Source organism: Streptomyces sp. NPDC058001, assembly GCF_042886315.1.
Lineage (GTDB): Bacteria > Actinomycetota > Actinomycetes > Streptomycetales > Streptomycetaceae > Streptomyces.
In genome coordinates this window covers 237,618-253,289 of sequence record NZ_JBHVQT010000009.1, presented here as the reverse complement: position 1 = coordinate 253,289, position 15,672 = coordinate 237,618, and the positions used below count along the sequence as shown (strand labels likewise).

At 70.5% G+C, this 15,672-nt stretch carries 10 protein-coding genes; 6 read left to right on the top strand and 4 right to left on the bottom strand.

The genetic code is table 11. From position 1 onward, the window contains the following. Window positions 1-9 precede the first annotated feature (9 nt). The gene (locus tag ACFVT5_RS23890) at window positions 10-2,289 is read right to left on the bottom strand and encodes an FdhF/YdeP family oxidoreductase (protein ID WP_389891444.1); all 2,280 of its coding nucleotides are present in this window, start codon (window positions 2,287-2,289) and stop codon (window positions 10-12) included. A 166-nt stretch (window positions 2,290-2,455) separates the two neighbouring features. Between ACFVT5_RS23890 and polA the strand changes: the two genes are divergently transcribed. The 5 genes from polA to ACFVT5_RS23865 all read left to right on the top strand — a co-directional run bounded on the left by polA (window position 2,456) and on the right by ACFVT5_RS23865 (window position 9,011). Then, window positions 2,456-5,209 carry a DNA polymerase I gene (gene polA / locus ACFVT5_RS23885; protein WP_389891441.1) on the top strand — a complete coding sequence of 918 codons (2,754 nt, stop codon included), beginning with the start codon at window positions 2,456-2,458 and terminating at the stop codon, window positions 5,207-5,209. 202 nt (window positions 5,210-5,411) lie between these two features. Next, the gene (locus ACFVT5_RS23880; RefSeq protein ID WP_389891438.1) at window positions 5,412-5,771 is read left to right on the top strand and encodes a hypothetical protein; all 360 of its coding nucleotides are present in this window, start codon (window positions 5,412-5,414) and stop codon (window positions 5,769-5,771) included. Window positions 5,772-5,954: 183 nt separating this feature from the next. Then, a complete protein-coding gene (locus ACFVT5_RS23875) occupies window positions 5,955-7,655 on the top strand; it encodes a lytic transglycosylase domain-containing protein (RefSeq protein ID WP_389891435.1) in 1,701 nt (566 codons plus the stop codon). Window positions 7,656-7,856: 201 nt separating this feature from the next. Then, window positions 7,857-7,991 carry an SPW_0924 family protein gene (locus ACFVT5_RS23870; protein WP_389891432.1) on the top strand — a complete coding sequence of 45 codons (135 nt, stop codon included), beginning with the start codon at window positions 7,857-7,859 and terminating at the stop codon, window positions 7,989-7,991. 21 nt (window positions 7,992-8,012) lie between these two features. Next, window positions 8,013-9,011 carry a DUF3068 domain-containing protein gene (locus ACFVT5_RS23865; protein WP_389891429.1) on the top strand — a complete coding sequence of 333 codons (999 nt, stop codon included), beginning with the start codon at window positions 8,013-8,015 and terminating at the stop codon, window positions 9,009-9,011. Here ACFVT5_RS23865 and hrpB read toward each other — a convergent pair. Together hrpB and ACFVT5_RS23855 are read right to left on the bottom strand one after the other, a co-directional pair. After that, the gene (hrpB, locus tag ACFVT5_RS23860; protein WP_389891426.1) at window positions 9,001-11,571 is read right to left on the bottom strand and encodes an ATP-dependent helicase HrpB; all 2,571 of its coding nucleotides are present in this window, start codon (window positions 11,569-11,571) and stop codon (window positions 9,001-9,003) included. The two genes, ACFVT5_RS23865 and hrpB, sit on opposite strands and share 11 nt — an antisense overlap. 94 nt (window positions 11,572-11,665) lie before the next feature. Then, window positions 11,666-12,520, bottom strand: coding sequence for a class I SAM-dependent methyltransferase (locus ACFVT5_RS23855; protein ID WP_389891942.1), 855 nt, complete (start codon window positions 12,518-12,520; stop codon window positions 11,666-11,668). 399 nt (window positions 12,521-12,919) lie between these two features. On the opposite strand from ACFVT5_RS23855, the gene rpsA reads away from it, so the two are divergent. Next, window positions 12,920-14,425, top strand: a complete 1,506-nt coding sequence (gene rpsA, locus ACFVT5_RS23850) for a 30S ribosomal protein S1 (RefSeq protein WP_389891423.1) — start codon at window positions 12,920-12,922, stop codon at window positions 14,423-14,425. 82 nt (window positions 14,426-14,507) lie between these two features. Here rpsA and ACFVT5_RS23845 read toward each other — a convergent pair whose 3' ends face one another. Then, complete coding sequence (locus tag ACFVT5_RS23845; RefSeq protein WP_389891420.1) at window positions 14,508-15,485, bottom strand: right-handed parallel beta-helix repeat-containing protein; 978 nt, start codon at window positions 15,483-15,485, stop codon at window positions 14,508-14,510. Window positions 15,486-15,672: the final 187 nt, after the last annotated feature.

Genomic DNA, 15,672 nt, shown 5'->3' with positions numbered 1-15,672 from the left:
AGCAAACGCTTAGGCCGTGGTGGTTTGTTCCAGTCGGACGACGACGGACTTACTGGCGGGCGTGTTGCTGGTGTCGGCGGTCGCGTCCAGCGGCACCAGCACATTCGTCTCCGGGTAGTACGCGGCGGCGCACCCGCGCGCGGTGGGGTAGTGCACCACCCGGAACCCGGGCGCGCGCCGCTCCACACCGTCCTGCCACTCACTCACCAGATCGGTGTACGAGCCGTCGGCGAGGCCGAGTTCACGCGCGTCCTCGGGATTGACCAGGACGACCCGGCGGCCGTTCTTGATGCCCCGGTAGCGGTCGTCGAGGCCGTAGATCGTGGTGTTGTACTGGTCGTGCGAGCGCAGTGTCTGGAGGAGCAGCCGGCCGGCGGGCAGCTTCGGGTACTCGACGGGCGCCGCCGTGAAGTTGGCCTTGCCGGTCGCGGTCGGGAAGCGCCGTTCGTCACGCGGCGCGTGCGGCAGCGCGAAGCCCCCGGGGTGCGCCACGCGCGCGTTGAAGTCCTCGAAACCAGGGATCACGCGCGCGATGCGGTCGCGTACGGTCGCGTAGTCCTTCTCGAACTCCTCCCACGGAGTGTCGCTGTAGGGTCCCAGGACGGCGCGGGCGAGGCGGCACACGATCGCCGGTTCGGACAGCAGTTGGGGACTCGCGGGCTCCAGGCGTCCGCGTGACGCGTGCACCATGCCCATGGAGTCCTCGACGGTGACGAACTGTTCGCCACCGCCCTGGAGATCGCGCTCCGTGCGGCCGAGCGTGGGCAGGATCAGCGCGCGCGCCCCGGTCACCGCGTGCGAACGGTTCAGCTTGGTCGACACATGCACGGTGAGACGGGCACGCCGCATCGCCGCCTCGGTGACCTCGGTGTCGGGCGACGCGGACACGAAGTTGCCGCCCATCGCGAAGAACACCTTCGCCTCGCCGTCCCGCAGCGCGCGGATGGCGCGGACGACGTCATAGCCGTGCTCGCGCGGGGGAGCGAACCCGAACTCCTTCTCCAGGGCGTCCAGGAACGCGGGCGCGGGGCGCTCGAAGATGCCCATGGTGCGGTCGCCCTGCACGTTCGAGTGGCCGCGGACCGGGCACACGCCCGCGCCGGGGCGGCCGATGTTGCCGCGCAGCAGCAGGAAGTTGACGACTTCCCGGATCGTCGGCACCGCGTGCTTGTGCTGCGTCAGGCCCATCGCCCAGCACACCACCGTGCGCTGCGAGGCGAGCACCATGCGCAGCGCCTCCTCGATGACCGGCCGCTCCAGGCCGGTCGCCGCGAGGGTCTCGTCCCAGTCGGCGGCGCGCGCGGCGGCCACGAACTCCTCGTACCCGTGGGTGTGTTCGCGGACGAAGTCCTCGTCGACCGCCTGGTCCGCCTCCAGGATCAGCTTGTTGAGGAGCCGGAACAGGGCCTGGTCGCCGCCGAGCCTGATCTGCAGGAACAGGTCGTTGAGCGGCGCGCCTTTGAGGAGGCCCTTGGGGGTCTGCGGGTTCTTGAACTTCTCCATGCCCGCCTCGGGCAGCGGATTCACCGAGATGATCTTCGCGCCGGACGCCTTGGCCTTCTCCAGGGCGGACAGCATGCGCGGGTGGTTCGTGCCCGGATTCTGTCCGGCGACGATGATCAGGTCGGCCTGGTAAAGGTCCTCCAGGAGGACGCTGCCCTTGCCGACGCCGATGGTCTCCGTGAGCGCCGAACCCGACGACTCGTGGCACATGTTGGAGCAGTCCGGCAGATTGTTGGTGCCCCACTCGCGCGCGAAGAGCTGATACAGGAACGCGGCTTCGTTGCTGGTGCGACCAGAGGTGTAGAAGACGGACTCGTCCGGCGAGTCGAGCGCGGCCAGTTCCTCGGCGACGATCGCGAAGGCCCGCTCCCAGGTCACCGGCTCGTAGTGATCGGCGCCGTCGGCCAGATACATGGGGTGCGTGAGACGGCCCTGCTGGCCGAGCCAGTACCCGCTGCGGGTCGCCAGGTCCGGCACCGGATGCGCCGCGAAGAAGTCGGGGGTGACCCGGCGCAGCGTCGCCTCCTCGGCGACCGCCTTCGCGCCGTTCTCACAGAACTCCGCCGCGTGTCGGTGGTCCGGCTCGGGCCAGGCGCACCCCGGGCAGTCGAAGCCGTCTTTCTGGTTGACGCGGAGCAGCGTCAGCGCGGTGCGCCGGACGCCCATCTGCTGCTGGGCGATGCGCAGGGTGTGACCGATCGCGGGCAGCCCCGCCGCGGCGTGCTGTGGCGCGGTGACCTGCGGCGCGTCCTGCACCGGATCACTCTGGGGCGGCTTGCTGGCCATCTCGGCTCCTCTTCGAGCACACGCTTCGGGGTACCGATTCGAGTCTCCCACGTGCCTCTGACACCGATCCGGTCCCCTATGACACCTGTCGGGTCCGGAGGGACACCCGTCCGGTCCGGACTCGGGGCGGGGCCGGTTGTCAGTGGGGCGTGGCAGGATCGGGGACGTGGCAGAGAAAGCATCGAAGAAGACCGTTACCCCGGCGAATCCGGCCGACCCGGCGAAGGCGACCGCGGGCGGTGACCGGCCGCGCCTGCTCCTCATGGACGGGCACTCGCTGGCGTATCGCGCGTTCTTCGCGCTGCCCGCGGAGAATTTCACGACCGCGACGGGCCAGCCGACGAACGCGATCTACGGCTTCGCGTCGATGCTCGCGAACACCCTGCGTGACGAGGCGCCCACGCACTTCGCGGTCGCCTTCGACGTCTCCCGCAAGACCTGGCGCTCCGAGGAGTTCACGGAGTACAAGGCGAACCGTTCGAAGACCCCCGACGAGTTCAAGGGCCAGGTCGAGCTGATCGGTGAGCTGCTGGACGCGATGTCCGCGGTGCGGTTCGCGATCGACGGCTTCGAGGCCGACGACGTGATCGCGACGCTCGCGACACAGGCCGAGGCCGCGGGCTTCGAGGTGCTGATCGTCACCGGCGACCGGGACGCGTTCCAGTTGGTCAGCGAGCACACCACGGTCCTGTATCCGACGAAGGGCGTCTCCGAGCTGACCCGCTTCACACCGGAGAAGGTCCAGGAGAAGTACGGTCTGTCGCCCCAGCAGTACCCCGACTTCGCCGCCCTGCGCGGCGACCCGTCCGACAATCTGCCGGGCATCCCCGGGGTCGGTGAGAAGACCGCCGCGAAGTGGATCAACCAGTTCGGGTCGTTCGCCGAGTTGGTCGAGCGGGTCGAGGAGGTCAAGGGCAAGGCCGGGCAGAATCTCCGCGACCACCTGGACGCGGTGCGGCTCAACCGCCGGCTGACCGAGATGGTGCGCGACGTCGAGCTGCCGAGCACGGTCGTCGACCTGGAGCGCGCTCCCTACGACCGCAAGGCCGTCGCCCTCGTCCTGGACACCCTGGAGATCCGTAACCCGTCGCTGCGGGAGCGGCTTCTCGCCGTCGACCCGGGCGCCGAGGCCGAGACCCCGGCGCAGCCCGAGGCGGGCGTCGAGGTCGACGGCACCGTGCTCGGCACCGGCGAGGTCGCCCCCTGGCTCGGGGAGCACGGCGACGAGGTCCTGGGTCTGGCCGCCGTCGACTCCTGGACGCTGGGCACCGGTTCGGTGACCGAGGTCGCGCTGGCCGGCGCGGACGGGACCGCCGCCTGGTTCGACCCGGCGCAGCTCGACCAGGACGACGAGACGGCGTTCGCCGCGTGGATCGCCGACCCCGCGAAGCCGAAGATCATGCACAACGCCAAGAGCGTCATGCGGGTGTTCGCCGAGCACGGCTGGCGCGTCGAAGGCGTCACCATGGACACCGCGCTCGCCGCGTATCTCGTCAAGCCGGGCCGCCGCTCCTTCGCGCTGGACGCCCTGTCGCTGGAGTATCTCGGCCGGGAGTTGGAGCCCGCTTCGGCCGCCGACGGCCAACTCGCGTTCGGCGCGGACGACCAGGCCGAGGCCGACGCGCTGATGGTGCAGGCCCGCGCGATCCTCGACCTCGGCGAAGCGTTCGACGGCCGGCTCACCGAGGTCGGCGCGGCCGATCTCCTGCGGGACGTCGAGCTGCCGACTTCGGCGCTGCTCGCCCGGATGGAGCGGCACGGCATCGCGGCCGACCGCGCCCATCTGGAGGCGATGGAGCAGATGTTCGCGGGCGCCGTGCAGCAGGCCGTGAAGGAGGCGCACGCGTCCGTGGGGCACGAGTTCAACCTCGGCTCGCCCAAGCAGCTCCAGGAGGTGTTCTTCGGCGAGCTGGACCTGCCGAAGACGAAGAAGACCAAGACCGGTTACACCACGGACGCAGACGCCCTCGCGTGGCTCGCCACCCAGACCGATCACGAACTGCCCGTGATCATGCTGCGCCACCGGGAGCAGGCGAAGCTGCGGGTCACCGTCGAGGGTCTGATCAAGACCATCGCGGCGGACGGCCGTATCCACACCACGTTCAATCAGACCGTGGCCGCGACGGGCCGCCTGTCGTCCACCGACCCGAACCTCCAGAACATCCCCGTCCGCACCGACGAGGGCCGCGCCATCCGCCGCGGGTTCGTCGTCGGTGAGGGCTTCGAGTCGCTGATGACGGCGGACTACAGCCAGATCGAACTGCGCGTGATGGCGCACCTCTCCGAGGACGAGGGCCTCCTTGAGGCGTTCACCTCCGGCGAGGACCTGCACACCACCGTCGCGTCCCAGGTCTTCGGCGTCGGGCGTTCCGGTGTCGACGCGGAGATGCGCCGCAAGATCAAGGCCATGTCCTACGGCCTGGCGTACGGCCTGTCGGCGTTCGGCCTCTCGCAGCAGCTGAACATCGAGGCGGCGGAGGCCCGCGGCCTGATGGACACCTACTTCGAGCGCTTCGGAGGGGTACGGGACTATCTGCGCCGCGCCGTCGACGAGGCCCGCGCCACCGGGTACACCGAGACCCTCTTCGGCCGCCGCCGCTATCTGCCCGACCTCAACAGCGACAACCGCCAGCGCCGCGAAATGGCCGAGCGGATGGCGCTGAACGCCCCCATCCAGGGCACCGCGGCCGACATCGTCAAGATCGCCATGCTGAACGTCGACGCTGCCCTCACCGAGGCCGGCCTGACCTCCCGCATGCTGCTCCAGGTCCATGACGAAGTGGTCCTGGAAATCGCCCCCGGCGAACGCAAGAAGGTCGAAGCCCTGGTCCGCAAGCACATGGCCGACGCCGTGCACTTGCGGGCACCGCTGGATGTGTCGGTGGGGGTGGGGGAGGACTGGGAGTCGGCGGCGCATTAGGCAGCGCGTCAGGTGGGCAGCGCATCAGATGGGTGGCGCATCGGGTAGGTGGGGGAGCGGGGCGCTCGGAGGGGTTGGGGCGGGCACGGGGCGGCGGGTACGGGGCCGGGGGGTCACTCCGTACGCGGTGGAATGGCCCCCGGTCACCCGCTTGGACCCCGTCCCCGGGCCGCCCCCCTGACCCCCCGCGAGGATGCCTGGCATGGGTCACATGCTGCGCGCACGGCTCGACGGGGGCGTCGCCGGTGTTCTCCTGGTCGTTCTCGCGCCGATATCCCGGGTCGGCGCCGCCGCCCAGCGCCTGCGCCGCGCCGCCAGGGAACGGGAACACGCCGTCCGGATGTCACCCGACATCCGGGCGGCGCTGTCGTACCGGCCCCGCGCCCGGCACCGGGATTCCGGCGGGCCCGTCTGCCCCGATGTCAGCGTGCGCCGCGAACACCCCGAAGACCGTCCGATCGTCGGTCCGGCACTTCGCCGCGCGCTCGCTCGGGCTGTCTCTTTCCGCCATTCCGGCATCGGGAGCCCGAACCGTCCGGACCCCGAGGGACGTTGGCACTGACCTCCGGATCCTCGCCGGTCCACAGCACCACCAGCCCGTTCCCGCCGAACGGCGGGCTCGTGGACAACCGGTGAATATCGGGCACGAACAACTGTATGCGCGGCGGAAGTTGCCGTAGGGTCGCCTGGGTCGGAGCGCTGGGGAGCGCGAGACACGGACGTCAACTACGGAGGGGCCCACGGCATGGCGGCGCAATTCGGCAGGAGGCTGCGCAGAGGTGCGGTAACCACCGCGGTGGCCGCGGCAGCGGTCGCGGCGCTGGCCGCGTCCCAGGCCCCGGGGGTGAACGACGCGGGCGGCGGCCAGCGTACGGCCGGGTCCGAACCCTCGGCCGACGGCGGCGGCGAAGGCGACGGCAGCGCCACCGGCGACTCCCCGTACTACACCGAGTTGCCCCCGCTCAACAGCCCCACCGCACCGCCCACCATCGGTGACCCCGCCAGCCGTGGCCCCGCGGAAGCGGGCATCCCGGCCACCGTCCTCGACGCGTACAAGAAGGCCGAGGAGTCCCTCCGCGCCTCCAAGCCGGGCTGCAACCTGCCCTGGCAACTCCTCGCCGCGATCGGCAAGGTCGAGTCCGGCCACGCGAGCGGCGGTCGCGTCGACACCGACGGCACCACACTCACGCCGATCCTGGGCCCCGTACTCAACGGCAACGGCTTCGCCCGGATCACCGACACCGACAACGGTGTCTACGACGGCGACACCGTCCACGACCGCGCCGTCGGCCCCATGCAGTTCATCCCCTCCACCTGGGCCCAGGGCGGCCCCGACGGTCAGGGCTGGGGCGCCGACGGCAACGGTGACGGCAAGAGGGACCCCAACAACATCTACGACGCGGCCCTCGCCGCCGGCCGCTATCTCTGCGCGGGCGACCGCGACTTGGCGGTGACCTCCGATCTCCGCGCGGCCATCCTCAGCTACAACCGTTCGACGGAGTATCTGAACACCGTGCTGTCGTGGCTGGAGTACTACCGCCGCGGCACCCACGAGGTCCCGGACGGCACGGGCAGCGTGCCGGGCGACCGCAGCGACGGCACGTCACCCGGCTCCGGGTCTTCGCCGGACCCGGGGCCCAGCCCGAAGCCGCCGGCGTCGGACCCGACGAAGGACCCGGGCAAGGAGCCGTCCAAGCCTCCCGGCAGCGGCACACCGACGCCACCGCCCACCACCAAGCCGCCCACGAGCACCGATCTGGTGGCGAGCCTTCAGGACGCGGGCACCGGTACGCTCACCGCGACCGCCGGTGACGCCTTCGCCGCGCAGGCCAAGGCGCGCGCCCAGACCAGGGCGGGCACGCCCGTTTTGAAGGTCCGGATCCGGTTCACCCTCGTCGGGGACACGGACACCACCTTCACCGGCGGCGAGCGGGTCGCCACGGTCGTCACCGGCGCCGCCGGCGTCGCCACCGCGCCCGCGCTGCGGGCCGGCGAGAAGACCGGCAGCTTCACCGTCCGCGCCACCGTCGTCGGCCGCACTCTCCAGGGCCTCGACTTCGCGGCCACCGTCACCGCCCGGGAGGCCGACGCCCTCGCCCGGACCAGCGAGGCGCCACTGACCTGCGTCCCGGGCGGCGAGTTCGCCGACGAGGTCGAGGTCAAGGCCACCCGTCAGGGCGCCGTGGCCGACGGTGTCGCCGCGACCGCCACCCTCGTCAAGGCGGCCGACGACGCCACCGAGAACGACAAGGGCCCCTACTTCAAGGGCGCCGACGGGCAGCCCGTCCGCACGCTGAAGGACCTCACGACCGACGCGAACGGACTCCTCAAGCTCCCCAAGCTCTACGCCGACGACACCACCGGCACCTTCCTGCTCCGCATCACCACCACCGGCGGAGCCACCCTCACCGTCGAACTGAAGGTCGAGGCACCCCCCGCCGCCTGACATCCCCGGCACGGGCCCCGGCCCCGCACCCGCGGCCCGTGCCCCGTAACCAGCGATCGGCGTCACCGGCGCCCCTCCGCCCACTCCATGGGCCGAGGGGCGCCGCTGTGTGTGCAACGTGTTCTCATCTCGCCCCTCCATTGCTACGGTGCCCCAGCCCTGACGCAGCATCAGATTTCTGTCGCACCGGGAGGCCCAGCCATGCGCGCCCTCATCGCCGCAGCCATCGGCCTCTCGGTCGCCCTCGCCCTGGTTCTGACCGTCTCGGCCGTCGGCACACCGCCCGGCAAGACCTCACCCGAACCCCTGCTCACCACCGTCCCCGCACATCCGTAACCGGTAAGGGAGGCCGTCGCGATGCGCCGAAAGGCCAGCCTGATCCTGCTCGCCCTCGCCGTGTTCTTCACGGCCCTGTCCCCGCTGCTGCGCTGGTACGCCTTCCCCCGGCTCGCGAAGATCCCGCCCAGCCAGTACCAGGAGATGGTCCTGGAGGCGAAGCCCGCGACCCTCCTCGACTACGGGACGATGCGGGCCAAGCAGGTCGACAAGATCACCATCGTGCAGACCCTCAAGGGCAACGTCGAGGAGGCGCAGAAGATCGGGAAGAGCGCCGGACGCGATGTCGTCGTCTGGGACTCCCTCTCCTATGTGCAGGGCCCCGACGGCAAGATGGTCTCGAAGATCCCCGAGCGTTACATCTTCGACGCCCACAGCCAGGACCCCGTCCATGCCACCGGTGAGATGGTCGACGGCGACCCCGTCAAACGTCAGGGCATCGAGTTCAAATGGCCCTTCCTCACCGAGAAACGGGACTACGAGTACTTCGACGCCCAGACCCGCACCACCGCGCCCATCCACTACAAGGGCACCCAGAACTTCCGCGGTCTGGACGTCTACTACTTCGAGCAGACCATCCCCTGGACCAAGGTCAGCATGCCCAAGATCATGCCGGTCAAGGGCATCACCCCCGAGGCCGTGGCCAAGACCGGCACCACCCGCTGGTATACGACCGTGCGTAAATTCTGGGTCGAGCCCGTCACCGGCGCACCCGTCTACGGCGAGGAGATCCACCAGGAGGAACTGCGCGGCGGCACCCTCCTCGGCGACCGCGACAAGGTCACCGCCTTCTCCGGACACGTCAAGATGCGCGAGGACTACATCAAGTACACCGTGGACCTCGTCAAGTCCCAGCGCGTCCTCGTCATGCTGCTGACCTCCTACCTTCCGTGGGGATTCCTCGGACTCGGCGCCGTCCTGCTCACCCTGTCGCTCGTCCTGGAGGCACGCAGCCGCCGCCCCGGCGACCCGGCTCCCCACGGCGACCGGGAACCGGCCCCCGAACCCGTCAACGTCTGAGCCGCGCCGTCGTATGCCGCGTGGGCTTCGCCGTCGCCGGGTCCTCGGGCCAGGGATGCTTCGGATACCGCCCCCGCAACTCCGCCCGCACCGCCCGGTATCCGTCCCGCCAGAACGACGCCAGGTCCGCCGTCACCGCCGCCGGCCGCCCCGCCGGCGACAGCAGATGCACCAGCAGCGGCACCCCCGCCACCTCCGGCGTCGCCGTCAGCCCGAACATCTCCTGCAACTTCACCGCGAGCACGGGCCGTTCCGGATCGGCGTAGTCCACCCGGACGCGTGATCCGCTGGGCACCTCCACTCGCTCCGGCGCCAACTCGTCCAGGCGCGCCGCCTCACCGGTCGCCCACGGCAGCAACCGGGTCAACGCCTGCCCCGCGTCGATCCGCTCCAACTGGGCACGGCCACGCGCCCGGCCCAGCTCCGGCTCCAGCCACTCTCCGGCCCGGTCCAGCAACGCCTCGTCCGCCATGTCCGGCCACGCGCCGCCCAACCGCCGGTGCAGAAACGCCAGCCGCTGCCGCAGCACCTCGCCGTCCCTGCTCCACCGCAGCACCCCGAGCCCGTCGCGCCGCAGCCCGTCGAGCAACGCGTCCCGCACCAGCCCGGGATCGGGGTTCCGCAGTGGGCGCACCGTCAACTCGACGGCCCCGAGCCGCTCGACGCGCCGCGCCACCAGGTCACCGTCCACCCACGCGACCTCCTCACCCTCGCCGTACAGCGGGGCGGCGGCACGGCGGGCCACGTCCTCACCGATCACCGCCCCCAGTCGTATCCGCGCGTGCCCCGCGCCCACCGGCCGGTCCGCGACGGCCACGGCCAGCCATGGAGTGCCCCGCAGCGCCGACCCGTCGGCCAGCTCCGCCCTCGTACCGGACACCATCTGATACGTGCCCTCGCCCCGGTCCCGCGCGACCCGCTCGGGGAAGGCGAGCGCCGCGACCAGCCCGGCGGCATGGTCCTGGCCGTCCCCGCCCGCGACGCCCGCCGACCCCACTCCCTGCTCGGCCGACGGGTTCCGGCCCGGCGACCCGCCCCGGTCCGGCGGGGTGCCCAGGGCCGATGTCAGCCGCCGCACCTCCGCACCCCACCGCGCCCCGTACGCGTCGCCCCCGCGCCGGGCCGCCCGCCACGCACCGGCGAGATCGTCGCCGTACTCACGCGGTGGCTCCTCGCTGAGCAGCGCCACCACCTCGGCCGCCCGTCGCGCGCCGATTTCTTCGGAGCCGTCGAGCAGGGCCCGCCCGAGCCGGGGATGCAGCCCGAGCCGCGCCATCCGCGCACCGCGCGCAGTCGGCCGTCCCGAGTCGGCGTCGACCGCGCCGATCGCTGTGAGCACCGACCTGGCCGCCGCCATCGCCCCGGCGGGCGGCGGATCGAGCAGGGCGAGGCCGGAGGCGTCCGGATCTCCCCAGCACGCCGTCTGCAACGCGAACGGTGTCAGGTCCGCGAGCTTGATCTCCGGTGCGGGGAACCTCGGCAGTCTGCCGTTCTCCGCTTCTGTCCAGCACCGGTACACCGCGCCCGGCGCCTCTCGCCCCGCCCGTCCCGCGCGCTGGCGTCCCGCGGCCTGCGACGCCCGCACCGTCGTCAGCGCCCCGAGTCCCCGAGCGTGGTCGACTCGGGGTTCCCGCGCGAGCCCCGAGTCGACGACGATCCGCACCCCCGGCACCGTCAGACTCGACTCGGCGACCGATGTGGCGAGCACCACCCGTCGACCGGAGCCTCCCGCGAGGACGGCGTCCTGCACTGCCGCGGGCGCCCGCCCGTGCACCTGGAGTACCTCGACGTCCGGCAGGTCGCCCAACTGCGCTGCCACCCGCGCGATTTCACCGACTCCGGGCAGAAAGCACAGCACGTCCCCGGCCCGCTCGGCGAGGGCTCCGCGCACCACCGACGCCACATGGGTGAGCAGCGCCGGATCGACCCGCATCCCGTGCGGCGGTCGCACCGCGCGCGGAGGCGGCGCCCACACCACGTCCACCGGATGGGCGGTGCCCTCCGCCTCCACCACGGGGGCCCCGCCGAGCAGCCGGGCCCAGCCCTCCGCGTCGGTCGTCGCCGAAGCTGCCACCAGCCGCAGTTCGGGCCGCAGCGTCGCCCGCACGTCCAGGAGGAACGCCGCGACGGTGTCCGCGTCGAGATGCCGCTCATGGCACTCGTCGAGCATCACGGCGTCGACCCCGGACAACTCCTGGTCCCGCTGGAGGCGCTGGAGCAGGACACCGGTCGTGACGACCTCCACGCGGGTGTGCCGTCCGACGGACCGCTCGCCGCGCACCGTGAATCCCACACTCTCGCCGACCCGCTCACCGAGCAGCCAGGCCATACGACGCGCCGCGGCCCGCGCCGCGATCCGCCGCGGCTCAGCGACAACGACCCGCCCGGCGCCTATGGCCGTGTCCCCGAGCAGCCCCGCCAGCACCAGCGGCACCAGCGTCGTCTTGCCCGTGCCCGGCGGAGCGCACAGCACGGTGGTGCCGTGTGCGTCCAGGGCGGCGAGCAGGCCGGGTACGGCGGCGCGTACCGGGAGTCGGTCGAGTGCGTCGATTCGGATCATGCGTTCAGTCTGGGCCTCGGCGCCGGGCGTCGTGCCGGGTTGTCCACAGGCACGGTACGTCTGTCAGTTCGTATGACTGACTCTGGTCGTGTGGCTAGCTCTGCCGGCTGTTCCGGTCGGCCGTCCCCGTCGACCGGTCCCGTGCGCAGACGAAGATCGCCGTCCCCGGGATCAGATGGCCCCGCAGCGGCGACCAGCCGCCCCACTCCTGGTTGTTCCAGGCCGGCCACTCCGGCTCCACCAGGTCCAGCAGACGGAAACCGCCCGCGACGACGTCCCGCACCCGGTCGCCGATCGTCCGGTGGTGCTCGACGTACACCGCGCGACCCTCCTCGTCCTGCTCCACATAGGGCGTGCGGTCGAAGTAGGAGGCCCCGACCGACAGACCCTCCGGACCCGGCTCGTCCGGGAAGGCCCAGCGGATCGGATGCGTCACCGAGAACACGAAGCGCCCGCCGGGGCGCAGCACCCGGTGCACCTCCCGCAGGACCCGCACCGGATCCGCCACGAACGGCAGCGCCCCGTACGCCGAACACGCCAGGTCGAACGAGCCGTCCGCGAAGGGCAGCGCCCCCGCGTCCGCCTCCACCAGCGACACGCCGTCGCCGCCGATCCGCAGCGCGTGCTGCAACTGCCGGTGCGAGAGGTCCAGGGCGACGGGCCGCGCGCCCTGGGCGGCGAGCCAGCGCGAACACTGCGCCGCGCCCGCGCCGATCTCCAGCACGCGGCGGCCCGCGAGGCCGGACGCAGGGCCGAGCAGACCCGCGTCGGCCTCGTCGAGCCCCTCCGGGCCCCACACGAAACGGTCGTCGCCGAGGAACACGCCGTGATCGCTCTGGTACTCGTCCGCGTTCCGGTCCCACCAGCCGCGGTTCGCGCGGCTGCTCTCCGTGCCCGAAGCGGTACGCCGGGTGGCCTCCGGTTCGGGCAGTTCGCGCTCTTGGATGATCGGCTCCCTCGTCGTACTCTTCCGTCGAAAACCACCGCGGTACCACTGCGGAACCACCGTGGGACGTCACGCGGGAGCGCGCTGCGGCCCATGTGGCCTCATACAACAGTTCTTGTGCCGGGTATGCGGCGATCCGCCCCGGGTGTGCGCCTTCGCGCATTGACCCTGCCCTGCGGCCCCCGTATGCTACAAGTTGCGCTGCGAGCCTGCGCTCCTCAGACCTAGCAGGCTGCGCTCGCATCTGTTGTATGTCCCTCGGTTGTCGAGGCGCGTTCCGTTCTCCCTTCGGGGAGGAGCCGGAATCGCGCTTCTTGAGCTGTCCGGCTTCATCAGAGCGACACGGGCTCCCGGCGTAGCAGTACCTACGACTTCAATGTCCGTACCGGAGCCCTTTCCCACATGACGAGCAGCACCGAGACCACCGCCACCACCCCGCAGGTAGCGGTCAACGACATCGGTAACGAGGAAGCTTTCCTCGCCGCGATCGACGAGACGATCAAGTACTTCAACGACGGCGACATCGTCGACGGCGTCATCGTGAAGGTCGACCGGGACGAGGTCCTGCTCGACATCGGTTACAAGACCGAAGGCGTCATCCCCTCCCGCGAGCTTTCGATCAAGCACGACGTCGACCCCAATGAGGTCGTCGCCGTGGGCGATGAGATCGAGGCCCTGGTTCTCCAGAAGGAGGACAAGGAAGGCCGTCTCATCCTGTCCAAGAAGCGTGCGCAGTACGAGCGCGCCTGGGGCACGATCGAGAAGATCAAGGAAGAGGACGGCATCGTCACCGGTACCGTCATCGAGGTCGTCAAGGGTGGTCTCATCCTCGACATCGGCCTCCGTGGCTTCCTCCCGGCTTCCCTGGTCGAGATGCGCCGCGTTCGCGACCTCCAGCCCTACGTGGGCAAGGAGCTCGAGGCGAAGATCATCGAGCTGGACAAGAACCGCAACAACGTGGTCCTGTCCCGCCGTGCCTGGCTCGAGCAGACCCAGTCCGAGGTCCGCCAGACGTTCCTCACCACCCTCCAGAAGGGACAGGTCCGCTCCGGCGTCGTGTCCTCCATCGTCAACTTCGGTGCCTTCGTGGACCTGGGTGGCGTCGACGGCCTGGTGCACGTCTCCGAGCTGTCCTGGAAGCACATCGACCACCCCTCCGAGGTTGTCGAGGTCGGTCAGGAAGTCACCGTCGAGGTCCTCGACGTCGACATGGACCGCGAGCGTGTCTCCCTGTCGCTCAAGGCGACGCAGGAAGACCCGTGGCAGCAGTTCGCCCGGACGCACCAGATCGGTCAGGTCGTCCCCGGCAAGGTCACCAAGCTCGTTCCGTTCGGTGCGTTCGTCCGCGTCGACGAGGGCATCGAGGGCCTGGTGCACATCTCCGAGCTGGCCGAGCGCCACGTGGAGATCCCGGAGCAGGTCGTCCAGGTCAACGACGAGATCTTCGTCAAGGTCATCGACATCGACCTGGAGCGTCGCCGCATCAGCCTCTCGCTGAAGCAGGCCAACGAGTCCTTCGGTGCCGACCCGGCCTCGGTCGAGTTCGACCCGACGCTCTACGGCATGGCCGCGTCGTACGACGACCAGGGCAACTACATCTACCCCGAGGGCTTCGACCCCGAGACCAACGACTGGCTCGAGGGCTACGAGACCCAGCGCGAGGCGTGGGAGCACCAGTACGCCGAGGCGCAGACCCGCTTCGAGCAGCACCAGGCTCAGGTCATCAAGTCCCGCGAGGCCGACGCCCAGGCGGCGGCCGAGGGCGGCGACACGGCGGGTGCGGCTCCGGCCGCGTCCGGCGGTGGCGGCGGCTCGTACTCCTCGGAGTCTGCGGACAACTCCGGCGCCCTGGCGTCGGACGAGGCCCTGGCGGCGCTGCGCGAGAAGCTGGCCGGCGGCCAGAGCTGATCGCTCACCGCTGAGCGGTAGTACGTAGACGAGTGCCCGCGCCCCTCTGGGGGTGCGGGCACTCGTGCTGTGTACGGGGCGACTACGGCGTCACGGTGATGTTCGTCAGGCCCTTGCCGCCCGACACCGTGTTGCTGCCGTAGACCGTGGTCTTGCAGCTGGAGCTGTAGTTGGTGACGTTGACCGCGAGCTGGTTGGCGCCGTTCGAACCGCTCAGGTTCGACGTGTTGCCGCGGAAGACCGTGCCGCAGCCCCAGCCGGACTGCTGCGTGTGGGTCTCGTAACCGTTGTTGGTGGTGTTCTTGCCGGTGTTGTTCTCCACGACGACGTTGTTGCCCTTCACGTCGACCCAGGAGTCGTCGTAGTTGGCGCCCGTGAGGCCGTTGCCGTCGAAGGTGTTGCCGGAGATCTTCGCTCCGGTGGTGCCCTCCTTGATGTCGACGTTCTCGCCGCCGACATTGGGACCGATCGTGTTGTTGAGGATCTGCACCCGGTCGCTCTTGTCGGACAGCGTGTTCGCCGAGCCGACATAGACGCCCTCACCCATGCCGCGTCCGTCTTTGCCCGTGTCGTGGATACGGGAGTTCTTGATGGTGCCGTCCGTGCTGGAATTGCGGAAGTGCACGCCCTCCATGTCGAGCCCGTACACCGTGACGTCGTCCACGACGACCCCCTTGGCGGAGTCGATCATGATGCCCTTCTGGCCGCCGGTCACGGTCACCCCCTGGACCGTCCAGTACGAGGCGCCGTTGAGGTGCAGGCCGTAGCCGCCGCTCGCCTTCAGTACGGCCTTGGACGAGCCCTTGAGCGTGATCTTGGCGTCCGAGCGGGCCACGAGCGTGGTCTTGAAGTTGCCCGTGTACGTGCCGTCCGCCAGCTGGATCGTGTCGCCGGGCGCCGCCGAGGTGAGCGCGGTCTTCAGCTGGGCGGCGGTGGTCACGTTGATGACCGCGGCGGCGGATTCAGGGGCGGCCACGGCGGTGGCGGCGCCCAGGCCGGACAGAGCGGTGACCGCCGCGATCGCGGCGGCGGCCGGTGTGAGCAGTGTTCGGGTGCGCATGCGGATCAGCCTTCCCGTAGGCGTACGCTGCATTCTTGTATGTGAACTCTGGGCGCATCGGTGAACGCTCAGTGTCCCGGGACGGTAGAGGTACTGCATGTCCGCGTCAAGGTTTGACTCGGAAACGGATACAGAGGGATTCATGAACGTGAACTCGCTGAGGGAGTTGGTGTGCGTCGGGTGAGAG